Here is a 12483-nt window from a genome sequence, read left to right as displayed (position 1 = left end):
CCCGTCGACGGGACGTTCCGTCGACGGGCGCTTGCCATACACAGATACCCTTGACCGGTGACCGACGCCCAAGAAACCGCAGCAGACACACCACTGCGAACCACCGGGGGCGCCCCCCCGGACGACGTCGTTTCGGCGCCGATCCCCCTACTCGAGCCACGCGAGGGCATCCCGCCGGTCGTCGCTGACAACGATGCCCTGGAGCGGGTCGTCGCGGCGTTCGCGGCCGGCACCGGCCCCGTCGCCGTCGACGCCGAGCGCGCCTCCGGCTACCGCTACGGCCAGCGCGCCTACCTCGTCCAGCTGCGCCGTGAGGGCGCCGGCAGCGCGCTCATCGACCCGGTCGGCTGCCCCGACCTGTCCGCGCTCGGCGACGCCGTCGCCGACGCCGAATGGGTCCTGCACGCAGCCACCCAGGACCTGCCGTGCCTGCGCGAGATAGGGATGACGCCGACGCGGCTGTTCGACACCGAGCTGGCCGGACGGCTCGCCGGGTTCGCACGGGTGGGTCTCGGAGCCATGGTGGAGAACGTCCTGGGCTACGCCCTGGAGAAGGGGCACTCCGCCGTCGACTGGTCGACCCGCCCCCTGCCCGACCCCTGGCTGCGCTACGCCGCCCTCGACGTGGAGCTCCTCGTCGACCTGCGCGACGCGCTGGAGGAGGAGCTGGACCGCCAGGGCAAGCTGGAGTGGGCCCGGCAGGAGTTCGACGCCATCGCTTCCGCGCCGCCCGCCCCGCCGCGCAAGGACCCCTGGCGCCGCACGTCCGGGATGCACAAGGTGCGCAGGCGCCGCCAGATGGCGGTGGTGCGCGAGCTGTGGACCGCCCGCGACCACGTGGCGCAGCGGCGCGACGTCTCCCCCGGCAAGGTGCTGGGCGACGCCGCGATCGTCGAGGCCGCGCTCAACATGCCGCCGAACGTCCACGCGCTGGCCGCCCTGCCCGGCTTCGGGCACCGCATGAGCCGCAAGCAGCTGGAGCAGTGGCAGGCGGCGGTCGACCGCGCCCGTGCGATCCCGGACGCCGAGCTGCCGCAGCCCGGCCAGCCGCTGACCGGCCCGCCGCCGCCGCGCGCGTGGGCCGACAAGGACCCGGAGGCCGCCGCGCGGCTCACCGCGGCCCGTACGGCCGTCTCCGAGCTAGCCGAACGCCTCACCATGCCGCAGGAGAACCTGATCACTCCGGACACGGTGCGGCGGCTGTGCTGGGAGCCGCCCGCGCGTCCCACGCCGGAGGCGGTCGCGGAGATCCTCTCCGCGCACGGGGCGCGCCCCTGGCAGGTCGAGCAGGTGACCCCGGTCCTGGTGAAGGCCCTCACGGACCCCGCGGCCTGACGGCCGCCGCCCCCTCGGGGCCGGGACAGACGCCCCGGCCCCGCTCCTTCACCGTCTCCCAGGGCTGCGCCCCGGTCCCTCTCGGGGCCGGGGCGCAGCGCTTCCTCCCCGCCGCGACGCCGCGCAACCGCCGCGAAGCCCGCCTGCCCGTACCGAACCCCCAGTAGCCCCCTCCGCACACGGAATGTGACCTTCGCCGCTCCCCGCCAGGGGACTGGGCAACCTAGTTACCCGTAAGTAGCATGACGGTGTCAGCCCGCACCGCGGCGGAGCCGTCCCGGCATGCCCGCGCGCAGCGATCCCGCACAGGAGGAGAGCCAAGTGCCTCGTACCGCTAGGGACGTCGTATTCGTCGACGGCGTCCGCACCCCGTTCGGCAAGGCGGGCCCGAAGGGCATCTACCACGAGACCCGCGCCGACGACCTCGTCATCAAGTGCATCCGTGAGCTGCTGCGCCGGAACCCCAACCTGGACCCCGCCAAGATCGACGAGGTCGCCATCGCCGCGACCACGCAGATCGGTGACCAGGGCCTGACCCTCGGCCGTACGGCCGGCATGCTCGCGGGCCTGCCCCAGACCGTGCCCGGCATGTCCATCGACCGCATGTGCGCCGGTGCCATGACCGCCGTGACGACCGTCGCCGGCGGCGTCGCCTTCGGCGCGTACGACATCGCCCTCGCGGGCGGCGTCGAGCACATGGGCCGCCACCCCATGGGCGAGGGCGTCGACCCCAACCCGCGCTTCCTCTCCGAGAAGCTCGTCGACGAGTCCGCCCTCGTCATGGGTATGACGGCCGAGAACCTGCACGACCGCTACCCGCAGCTCACCAAGGAGCGCGCGGACGCCTACGCGGTCCGCAGCCAGGAGAAGGCCGCCAAGGCCTACGCCGACGGCAAGATCCAGGCCGACCTCGTGCCGATCTCCGTGCGCCGCACCACGCCCGAGGGCGGGGAGCTGGGCTGGGGCCTGGTCACGGCCGACGAGCCGATGCGCCCGGGCACCACCATGGAGGGCCTGGCGAACCTCAAGACGCCGTTCCGCCCGCACGGCCGGGTCACCCCGGGCAACGCCTCGGGCCTCAACGACGGCGCCACCGCCTCGCTGATCGCCGCCGAGGACGTCGCGCGCGAGCTGGGCCTGCCGGTCCGCATGCGCCTCGTGTCGTACTCCTTCGTCGGCGTCGAGCCCGAGGTCATGGGCTACGGTCCGATCCCGGCGACCGAGAAGGCGCTGGCCAAGGCCGGCCTGACGATCGACGACATCGGTCTGTTCGAGCTCAACGAGGCCTACGCCGTCCAGGTCCTCGCGCTCCTCGACCACTACGGCATCGCGGACGACGACCCGCGCGTCAACCAGTACGGCGGCGCCATCGCCTTCGGCCACCCGCTGGCCTCCTCCGGCGTCCGTCTGATGACCCAGCTGGCCCGCCAGTTCGAGGAGCAGCCGCACGTCCGCTACGGCCTCACCTCGATGTGCGTCGGCCTCGGCATGGGCGGCACGGTCATCTGGGAGAACCCGCACTTCGAGGGAGACGACAAGTGAGCACCACCGCTGAACTTCTCAAGGGCGCGGCGGAGCTGTTCCCCGACGAGGTCGTGACCCAGGCGCACGTGCGCCACTTCGACCTTCCCTTCGGCGCCGGGCGCTTCGCGCTCATCACGCTGGACAACGGCCTGGACCACACCAAGCCGACCACCTTCGGCCCGCAGTCGCTCGCGAACCTGAACGCCGCGATCGACCAGGTCGAGAAGGAGGCCGCCGAGGGCTCCATCGCCGGCATCGGCCTCACCGGCAAGCCCTTCATCTTCGCCGTCGGCGCCGACCTCAAGGGCGTCGAGCTGCTGAAGAAGCACGAGGAGGCGCTCGCCATCGGCAAGGGCGGCCACGACGTCTTCAAGCGTCTGTCCTCCCTCGCCGTCCCGACCTTCGCCTACTACAACGGCGCGGCGATGGGCGGCGGCGTCGAGGTCGGCCTGCACTGCACCTACCGCACCGTCTCGCGCGCCATCCCGGCCTTCTCCCTCCCCGAGGTCTTCCTCGGCCTGGTCCCCGGCTGGGGCGGCTGCACCCTGCTGCCGAACCTCATCGGCGCCGACCGCGCGGTCTCGGTCATCATCGAGAACTCGCTCAACCAGAACCGTCAGCTCAAGGGCAAGCAGGTCTTCGAGCTCGGCATCGCCGACGCCCTCTTCGACGGCGCCGACTTCCTGGAGCAGTCCCTCATCTGGACGGCCTCCGTCCTCAAGGGCGACATCCAGGTCGACCGCGCCGAGATCGACCGCGGCGAGGCCTGGGACCAGGCCGTCGAGCGCGGCCGCTTCATCGCCGACTCCAAGGTGCACGGCGCCGCCCCGGCCGCCTACCGCGCCCTGGAGATCATCTCCGCGGCGAAGAACGGCGACCTCCGCCAGGGCTTCGACGCCGAGGACCAGGCCCTCGCCGACCTGATCATGGGCGAGGAGCTGCGCAGCGGCATCTACTCCTTCAACCTGGTGCAGAAGCGCGCCAAGCGCCCGGCCGGTGCCCCCGACCGCTCGCTGGCCCGCCCCGTCACCAAGGTGGGCGTCGTCGGCGCCGGCCTCATGGCCTCCCAGCTCGCGCTCCTCTTCGCGCGCCGCCTGGAGGTCCAGGTCGTCCTCACCGACATCGACCAGGAGCGCATCGACAAGGGCGTCGGCTACGTCCACGGCGAGATCGACAAGCTCCTCGCCAAGGGCCGCATCGGCAACGACAAGGCCAACCGCCTCAAGGCCGCCGTCACCGGCTCCCTCGACAAGGCCGCCGCCTTCGGCGACGCGGACTTCGTCATCGAGGCCGTCTTCGAGGAGATGGGCGTCAAGCAGCAGGTGTTCGCCGAGGTCGAGGCGGTCGTCCCCGCCCACACCATCCTCGCCACGAACACCTCCTCGCTGTCCGTCAGCGAGATGGCCTCCAAGCTCAAGCACCCCGAGCGGGTCGTCGGCTTCCACTTCTTCAACCCGGTCGCCATCCTCCCGCTGCTGGAGATCGTCCGCGGCGAGAAGACGGACGACGCCTCCCTGGCCACGGCCTTCGCCGTCGCCAAGAAGCTCAAGAAGAGCGCGGTCCTGGTGAAGGACGCCCCGGCGTTCGTCGTCAACCGCATCCTCACCCGCTTCATGGGCGAGATCCAGAACGTCATCGACGAGGGCACGCCCGTGGCAACGGCAGAGAAGGCCGTCGAGCCGCTCGGCCTGCCGATGTCGCCCCTGGTCCTCCTGGAGCTCGTCGGCCCCGCCATCGGCCTCCACGTCTCCGAGACGCTGGCCGGCGCGTTCCCCGACCGCTTCAAGGTCTCCCCGAACCTCGCCGCCGTCGTCAAGGCCGGCAAGCGCGGCTTCTACGTCTACGACTCCGGTAAGCCGGAGCTCGACCCCGAGGTCGCGGCCCTGCTCGTCCAGGGCGACTCCGTCCTGACGGAGGAGCAGGTGCGCGCCCGCGTCCTGGAGGCGGTCGCACAGGAGATCGGCCTCATGCTGGACGAGGGCGTCGTCGCCGAGGCCCAGGACATCGACCTGTGCCTGATCACCGGCGCGGGCTGGCCCTTCCACCTGGGCGGCATCACGCCGTACCTGGACCGTGTCGGCGTCGCCGAGAAGGCCAACGGCAAGCGGTTCCTGCCGGTGGGCGTCGCTTCCGTTCCCGCGTAGCGGGACGTAGGCCCGAGGGCCGTACGGGGTTTCCCGTACGGCCCTCGTTTGCGTTTGCGCTCACGCTCGCGATGACGGTCGCGGCGCCGCGGACAGGAACGAACAACGGTCAGGCAAGGCATCCATGACCGACTGAATGAATGCCGCCGATTCCGGCGGCGACAGGGCACAGGGCCGGAGCAGATCGTAGGAGCGTCGTCGGGCGGTGGCCCGTTCGAGGTCCTCCACCAGGGTCCCGCTGTTCGCGATCCGGTCCGGCGTCAGTGTGCGTGATCGTGCGGGCATGCACCTGTCTCCCCGGTTTGTGGCTCACTAGTTGGCCGCTCAGCGTGGGGACGTGAGGTGTGAGGTGCCGCTGGGGGTGACCTGCGCCCGGTCCGTTCCAATGGTGCGGCCGGTCGGGAGAGTTCACCGCCCCGCGGGGGTGACCGGCCGGCCCGCACCCATCAAATCCAGGGGCGTTACACCAGGTCGGCGATGACCAGGGCGGTGACCTCCGCGACGAAGCCCTGGTTACCGGGGTTGTCCCGCATCCAGGCCGTCGCCGTGATGGGCACCCCGTTGTTGCGCGGCTCGCCCCTCTCGACCTTCACCATCTCCTGCGCGATCGGGCCGCCCCACAGCTTGCCGGTGTTGAAACTGATGTCGAAGTGCTGGATCGCTACCTCGACAATGGGGGCGCCGTTCTCGTCCCAGCGGATGGGCTTGGAGAACTTCACCCATTCCTCCTGTGACTTGCTGTTCCTGCCGTCCGACTGCTCGATACGAAAATGAACCGTCTGGAACTCAATGGCCACGAGCTTCCCCTCCGCAGGAGGCCGGATTACCGGCGCCTTCCGCTGTTCCAGCCCGTAAGGCTATGCCTCGACGGCAATGCCGTTCGGGTTTTCCAGGAGTTTCTTAGCACGGCCGCCAGAGCTTCAGGCAATCACCTGTGAGGATATGAGACATCCTCAGTCATACTGGTACGCCGATATGTTGTGGAGTTCATCGATTGTTTGTTCTGTCTCTGGGCTTCTGCTGGTCCAAGGCCACGGCACAGCCTCCTGCCTCACTTCTGCGCAGCTCGGAGGCTGTCCGAGGGGCATCGGCGGCCGGGTTCCGGATCGGGCGGGAGTCCAGCGGCGAGTATGCCGAGTCATGGTTATTCCGTGCCAGGTGACCGAAAGCTACTCCTCCGCAGCCCGTGCATTTTCGTGGCGATTGGCCGGTGTCCGTTAGGTGGCTGGTAGCCGCCCTTGTACACGGCCTGGAATCCCGCGCGGTGTGCCAGGCTGTTGTTTCGGTGGACATGAAGTGCAGGGTTGGCCGAGATTACCCCTCACACAACGCGAGAAGATCCATACCTTGAGTGATCGCCGGCGGATGCCGGCAGCACGACAAGGCTGGAGGGGCGCATGGGGAACTTTGCGGAAGGCACGTATCTGATCAGGAATGAGGCGACCGGGCTCTACCTGACGGTGCGGGACCAGGAGCCGGCGACTGTGTCGCAGCAGCCGAAGAACGACGCGAAGTACCAGGACCAGCAGTCGTGGGTGGTGAAACAGGTCACGGCGGAGGAGAGCGAGGTCTTCGCGGGGCTCTACCGGCTGCAGAACCTCAAGACCAAGCTGTACGTCCACATGCCGCGCGGAGTGCTCCCGGAGACCCTTCCCGGGCGGGCCATGGACCTGCACGGCGAGGGCACCGACGACCGGGCGGCGACGTACTGGCAGCTCACCGACGAGGGCGACGGCCGCTACGGCCTGCACAGCGGCCTGAGCGCGAAGAGCCCCGACTCGGTCAACAACTACGACCTGTGGCTCGGGATCCGTAACCTCGACCGCAACAAGGACGCCGTGCTCGAGCAGTACACGCGGCTCCCGGACAGGGACCGCGCCTTCCAGTACTGGCGCTTCGAGAAGCCCGACGTGCCCAGGAAGGAGGAGCCGCGGGTCATCGGCTGCGGCGGCTCGTTCGACTCCTACCTGGGCAGCACGTACAAGGGCACGTACCAGGCCGAGTCCATCAAGCTTCCGGACGGGACGTCGCTCATCGGCCACCAAGTGGGCACGTTCTTGGACGGCAGCGAATTCCTTCCCATGGAGAAGCAGCACCTGGCGCAGAAGGGCTCGGACATCGGCAGGATGATCGGTGAGAGCGCGGCCGAGTTGATGGCGGAGACGTATGACGTCACGGCCCGGTTCTTCCTGGACGGCAACGAGCGCAAGGTGGAGGTGACCACGCTCAAGCGCAGGCCAGGGGCCAAACCGTACACTCAGGTGACCGGTTTCGCGCTGAACCTGGCCAAGCGGCCCGCAGCGGTCGAGTTCACGGTCCACACCTTCGGCCCTTCCGTGAGCGGGGCGGTGGATCCGTATGACCTGAACAGGGACTTCGATCCGACGAGCGAGGAAGAAGTGCGGGCCGTGGACCGCGAGGGGCGCCTCAACGAGCACCGGCTTCACTTCGCCGTCCAGGCGATGGAGTGCAATCCCGGCAGCCATGTGCCGCACCGACTGCACGAGTCCCGCACGGAGGACGGCATGCAGATCGAGATCGACCTCCGCAAGGTCTGACCGCAGACGCCATGGCCAGGGCCGGCCCGCCCTGGTCATGGCGCGCCGTCCTCCGGGCCAGGCTCCTCCGTAGCAGCCGGAAGCAGCCGGACCGCGGCCTGTCCTTTGCCTCCACACCACCAGCACAGCAGCACGGCGTGCCTGCCCGGGCTCGGGCGGTCGAAGAGGTCGAGGCGCGTCGGCAAGCGCACCTCCGCGAAGGATGCCGGTAGGCATTGGCCCATGATCTGTGCGGGGAAGTGGACCTGCCCGCCGGTCCACCTCTCCCCGTACGCTCATGGTCATGACACACAAAGTGGACTTCTACTTCGACCCCGTCTGCCCCTTCGCCTGGATCACCTCCCGCTGGATCCTGGAGGTCGAGAACCACCGAGACCTCGACCTGCGCTTCCGCGTCATGAGCCTGTCCGTGCTCAACGAAGGGCGGGCCGATCTGCCCGAGCGCTACCGCCGCCTGCTCGACGTGGGCTGGGGCCCGGTGCGGGTGTGCACCGCCGCGGCGCAGGCGCATGGGGAGGGCGTGCTGCGCGAGCTGTACACGGCTCTCGGTATGCGCATCCACAACGGCGGCGGCGAGGTCTCCGACGAGCTGATCCGGAAGGCGCTGGCCGACGCCGGCCTCCCCGAGGCGCTCGCCGACGCGGCTCACTCGGCCGACTACGACGAGGCGCTGCGCAAGAGCCACCACGAGGGCATGGATCCGGTCGGCGAAGAGGTGGGTACGCCGACCATCCACATCGACGGCGTCGCCTTCTTCGGGCCCGTCCTCACCGCCATCCCGCGCGGCGAAGAGGCCGCCCGGATCTTCGACGGCGTGCGGCTGCTGGCCGCTTACCCGAACTTCTTCGAGCTCAAGCGCACCCGTACGGGCGGCCTCGACTTCAGCTGAGGGGTGGCCGGGAAGCGACTCCGGGCCGGACGCCGTTCGCCCCTACGATGCTGCCGACCCGCGGGGCGGGGCCGCCCCGCAGGAGGGAGCTCGGCATGCGCACGATGATCAGACGCCTCGCGGCGGTCACCGTGGCCACCGCGGCGGCGACCTTGACGGCGATCGGCACGGCCGACGCCGGGAGCACCGGCACCACCGGCACCACCGAGAACTACAACTGCCCCTCCGGGTACGCCTGTATCTACCCGGAGGGCCAGGCGCCCCCGGTGAGCCCGTCGCACAAGTATGCCCGGTACGGCGCGCACAACCTCGTCAACCAGTTCAACATGCACTACGTCATCAACAACCAGTACGGCGGTCCGCGCGCGACCGTGCGCCTGTGCACCGGCTACAACGGCACCGGCGACTGCAGCATCAGCATTCCTCCGCAAGTGGGCATCGGGGTCGATCTCACGCCGATCAACTCGATCGTCCTCGACCGTCCGTGAGGTGGGCCGCCCGCCGCGCCGCCACCAGGACCGGATCCCACACGGGTGAGAACGGTGGCGCGTAGCCCAGGTCCAGGGACGTCATCTGATCCACCGTCATCCCTGCCGTGAGCGCGACCGCCGCCACGTCCACCCGTTTCGCCGCCCCCTCGCGCCCCACGATCTGGACGCCCAGGAGGCGGCCCGTTCCCTGTTCGGCGAGCATCTTGACGGTCATGGGGCGGGCGCCGGGGTAGTAGCCGGCGCGGCTGGTCGACTCGATGGTGGCGGTCACGTAGCGCAGGCCCTCCTCGCGGGCTTGCGCCTCCAGGAGGCCGGTGCGGGCGATCTCCAGGTCGCAGACCTTGCTGACGGCCGTGCCGACCACGCCGGGGAACGTGGCGCGGCCGCCGGTGACGTTCGTGCCGATGACCTGGCCGTGCTTGTTGGCGTGGGTGCCGAGGGCGACGTGGCGGGTGCGGCCGGAGACGAGGTCGAGGACCTCGACGCAGTCGCCGCCGGCCCAGACGTTCTCGTGCCCGCGCACCCGCATGGACCGGTCGGTGAGCAGCCCGCCGGACGCGCCCAGCGGCAGGCCGGCCGCGCGGGCCAGCGCGGTCTCGGGGCGTACGCCGAGGCCGAGGACGACCACGTCGGCGGGGAACTCGCCGGCGTCCGTGGCGACGGCCCGGGCCGTGCCGTCCGGCCCGGTCCGTACGGCGGTGACCTCGGTGTCCGTCACCACCTTGATGCCCATCGCGGTCATGGCGTCGCGCACGAGCGCGCCCATGTCGGGGTCGAGGGTCGCCATCGGCTGCGAGGCGCGCTCGACGACGGTCACCGCGTAGCCGCGCCGTACGAGCGCCTCCGCCATCTCGACGCCGATGTACCCGGCGCCGACCACGACCGCCCGGCGGTCCTCGGCGTCGCCGTCGAGGGCGGCGACGAGCGCACGGCCGTCGTCCAGGGTCTGCACCGCGTGCACCCCCGGCGCGTCGATGCCCTCCAGCGGAGGCCGGACCGGGCGGGCGCCGGTGGCGAGGACGAGGTGGTCGTAGCCGTGCCGGCGCTCCTCGCCCGACTCCAGGTCGCGGGCGAGGACGCACTGCCGCTGGAGATCCAGCTCGGTCACTTCGGTGCGCATCCGCACGTCGATCCCGCGGTCGCGGTGTTCTTCCGGCGCGCGGGCGATCAGCGCGTCCGGGCCGTCGACCACGCCGCCCGCCCAGTACGGGATGCCGCACGCGGAGTACGACGTGAAGCGGCCGCGCTCGAACGCGGTGATCTCCAGCGCGCCGGGCTCGCGGAGCCTGCGCGCCCGCGACGCGGCGGACATGCCCGCCGCGTCGCCTCCGACGACCACGAGTCGTTGCGCGGTCATGTGCCGCTCCTTTCAGGTGTGGTCTCTGTCCTGCCGGTTGTCCTGCCGGTTGTCCTGCCAGTCCAGGAAGACCGTTTCCCCTTCTCCCTGCAGCTTCACATCGAAGCGGTACGTGTTGCGCTGCCCGGGCTCCGCCCGCGCCCGCAGGGTTGCTCGCCGCTCCGGCGGCAGCGCGGCCAGCAGCGGGTCTCCGGGCGGGTCGGTGACGTACACCCGGGTGAACAGGTGGTGGTCGAGGCCGCGCGCGAGGACGCACAGCGCGAGGTACGGCGCGCCGCCCGGCAGCAGGGTGTGCAGCGCGTAGTGGCCGTCCCGGCAGGTGGGGACGCGGGCGAAGCCGGTGAAGGACTCCCCGTCGCGGCGCAGGCTGCCCGGCGCCCCGGCGAGCGAGCCGTCCGGGGCCGCCTGCCAGAACTCCAGCAGCGCGTCGGGCACGGGCGCGCCCTCGCCGTCGTAGACGTGGCCGTGGAGGGTCAGGGCCCCGGGGTGGGCCGGGGGCACGAGGTCGCCGCCGCCGGGGAAGGGCAGCGCGGTCCCGTAGTAGGGGCCGACGGTCTGGGAGGGCGTCGGGGGCAGTGCGGGGTGCGGTACCGGGGGCGGCATCAGCGGCCCTCCTCGGTCCAGGTGGCGGACGGGCCGTCCAGGACGAGGTCCCAGCGGTAGCCGAGAGAGAGGCCGGGCTCGCCCACCTCCGGGTCGAAGGCGGAGACCAGGCGGGCCCGCGCGGCCGCGTCGCTGACGGTGTGCCAGATGATGTCGTCCGGCAGGAGCGGGTCGCCGGGGAAGTACATCTGGGTCACCAGGCGCTGGGTGAACGCCGTGCCGAAGAGGGAGAAGTGCACGTGCGAGGCGCGCCAGGAGTCCTTCGGCCCGCCCAGCGGGTAGGCGCCGGGGCGGACGGTGACGAAGCGGTAGCGGCCGTCGTCGTCGGTGAGGCAGCGGCCCGCGCCGGTGAAGTGGGGGTCGAGCGGGGCGGGGTGGCGGTCGAGCGGGTGGGCGTAGCGGCCCGCGGCGTTGGCCTGCCACACCTCCACGAGCTGGCCGCGCACCGGCCGCCCGCGGCGGTCCGTGACGCGTCCGCCGACGACGATGCGCTCGCCGATCGGCTCGCCCCGGTGCTGCCGCGTGAGGTCGTGGTCGAGGGGGCCGACGTCGGCCGTCCCGAAGACCGGGCCGGTCAGCTCGACCGTGCCGGGCGGGGGCGGCACGGGCACGGGCACCGCCGGGCGCGACGGGACGCGCAGGGCGGCGGCGCGCGCGGCGGCGGAGAACGTGCTGTCGTCGCCGGGGTGGTGGTCCTTGCGGCGTATCCGTTCCTGTGCGGGTTCAGTAAGGGCCATGGGAGCGATCTACCCCGTGCCGCCCGCCGTGATCCCGGCCTGCCTGCCCACAGGTCAGTTCAGCGGGGCGCCGGCATAGTTCTCGGCCAGTTCCGCCGCGGCCGCCGTGGGCCCGGTGAGCCGGCGCAGCCGCGTGAGCTGGATCGCGCGGTCGTACGCGTCGGCGCCGGGAGCGGTGTGCAGCAGCGTCGTCATCTCGTGCGAGAAGTGCTGGGCCTGCCACACCCGGCGCAGACAGTTGTCCGAATAGCGGTCGATGAGGTCGGTCGAGCCGCTGCGGTGCCAGTGGGTGAACGCCCGGGCCATGGTGACGACGTCCCCGAAGGCCAGGTTGAGGCCCTTGGCCGCGCTGGGCGGCACGATGTGCGCGGCGTCCCCGGCGAGCAGCAGCCGCCCGTGCCGCATGGGTTCGATGACCTGGCTGCGCAGGCCGCTCACGGACTTGGTGAGGACGGGGCCGCGCTGCAGCCGCCAGTCCCCGGCGGCCAGCCGGACGTCGAGCTCGTCCCAGATGCGCTCGTCCGGCCAGTCGCCGGGGGAGGTGCCGTTGGGCACCTGGAGGTAGAGCCGGGAGAGGGCGGGGGTGCGCATGCTGTGCAGCGCGAAGCCCCGCTCGTGCCCGGCGAGCAGCAGCTCGTCGCTGGAGGGCGCGACGTCGGCGAGGATGCCGAGCCAGGAGAAGGGGTACGTGCGCGCGTGCATCCGCACCGCGCCCGGGGGCAGGGCGCGCCGGGAAGCTCCGTACGAGCCGTCGCAGCCCGCCACGTACTCGCACTCCAGCGTCTGCTCCGTCCCGCCGCCGCGCGCGCCGCCGCCCTGCGCGTCCCGTCGCGCCCGGCGGTGCC

At 71.3% G+C, this 12483-nt stretch carries 11 protein-coding genes; 6 read left to right on the top strand and 5 right to left on the bottom strand.

Annotated elements, in window-relative coordinates:
• The first annotated feature begins 57 nt into the window (after window positions 1–57).
• From ACSNOG_RS28805 to ACSNOG_RS28795, 3 genes are all read left to right on the top strand, one after another.
• Window positions 58–1335, top strand: coding sequence for an HRDC domain-containing protein (locus tag ACSNOG_RS28805; RefSeq protein ID WP_436755637.1), 1278 nt, complete (start codon window positions 58–60; stop codon window positions 1333–1335).
• Between the two features lie 321 nt (window positions 1336–1656).
• Complete coding sequence (locus tag ACSNOG_RS28800; protein WP_436755636.1) at window positions 1657–2877, top strand: thiolase family protein; 1221 nt, start codon at window positions 1657–1659, stop codon at window positions 2875–2877.
• Window positions 2874–5003, top strand: a complete 2130-nt coding sequence (locus ACSNOG_RS28795; RefSeq protein ID WP_436755635.1) for a 3-hydroxyacyl-CoA dehydrogenase NAD-binding domain-containing protein — start codon at window positions 2874–2876, stop codon at window positions 5001–5003. The genes ACSNOG_RS28800 and ACSNOG_RS28795 overlap by 4 nt, the downstream gene beginning before the upstream one ends.
• Before the next feature lie 461 nt (window positions 5004–5464).
• Here ACSNOG_RS28795 and ACSNOG_RS28790 read toward each other — a convergent pair whose 3' ends face one another.
• A complete protein-coding gene (locus ACSNOG_RS28790) occupies window positions 5465–5800 on the bottom strand; it encodes a hypothetical protein (RefSeq protein ID WP_436755634.1) in 336 nt (111 codons plus the stop codon).
• Window positions 5801–6400: 600 nt separating this feature from the next.
• Between ACSNOG_RS28790 and ACSNOG_RS28785 the strand changes: the two genes are divergently transcribed.
• The 3 genes from ACSNOG_RS28785 (at window position 6401) to ACSNOG_RS28775 (ending at window position 8938) form a co-directional block, all read left to right on the top strand.
• Window positions 6401–7561: an RICIN domain-containing protein gene (locus tag ACSNOG_RS28785; protein WP_436755633.1), complete on the top strand. Its 1161-nt coding sequence runs from the start codon at window positions 6401–6403 to the stop codon at window positions 7559–7561.
• Window positions 7562–7844: 283 nt separating this feature from the next.
• Entirely contained in the window at window positions 7845–8450 is a 606-nt protein-coding gene (locus ACSNOG_RS28780; protein ID WP_436755632.1) for a mycothiol-dependent nitroreductase Rv2466c family protein, read from the top strand.
• 95 nt (window positions 8451–8545) lie between these two features.
• Window positions 8546–8938: a hypothetical protein gene (locus ACSNOG_RS28775; protein ID WP_436755631.1), complete on the top strand. Its 393-nt coding sequence runs from the start codon at window positions 8546–8548 to the stop codon at window positions 8936–8938.
• Here ACSNOG_RS28775 and ACSNOG_RS28770 read toward each other — a convergent pair.
• The 4 genes from ACSNOG_RS28770 to ACSNOG_RS28755 form a co-directional block, all read right to left on the bottom strand.
• Entirely contained in the window at window positions 8910–10298 is a 1389-nt protein-coding gene (locus ACSNOG_RS28770; RefSeq protein ID WP_436755630.1) for an FAD-dependent oxidoreductase, read from the bottom strand. The genes ACSNOG_RS28775 and ACSNOG_RS28770 overlap by 29 nt on opposite strands.
• 12 nt (window positions 10299–10310) lie before the next feature.
• Window positions 10311–10901: a protocatechuate 3,4-dioxygenase subunit alpha gene (gene pcaG / locus ACSNOG_RS28765; RefSeq protein WP_436755629.1), complete on the bottom strand. Its 591-nt coding sequence runs from the start codon at window positions 10899–10901 to the stop codon at window positions 10311–10313.
• Window positions 10901–11638, bottom strand: coding sequence for a protocatechuate 3,4-dioxygenase subunit beta (gene pcaH / locus ACSNOG_RS28760; RefSeq protein ID WP_436755628.1), 738 nt, complete (start codon window positions 11636–11638; stop codon window positions 10901–10903). Before pcaH ends, pcaG begins: the two co-directional genes overlap by 1 nt.
• Window positions 11639–11692: 54 nt before the next feature.
• On the bottom strand, window positions 11693–12483 hold a 791-nt coding region (locus ACSNOG_RS28755), incomplete at its 5' end, for an FAD-dependent monooxygenase (protein WP_436755627.1).

Source organism: Streptomyces sp. URMC 124 (assembly GCF_051386455.1).
Taxonomy (GTDB): domain Bacteria; phylum Actinomycetota; class Actinomycetes; order Streptomycetales; family Streptomycetaceae; genus Streptomyces.
This window is presented reverse-complemented; position numbering and strand designations above follow the sequence as displayed.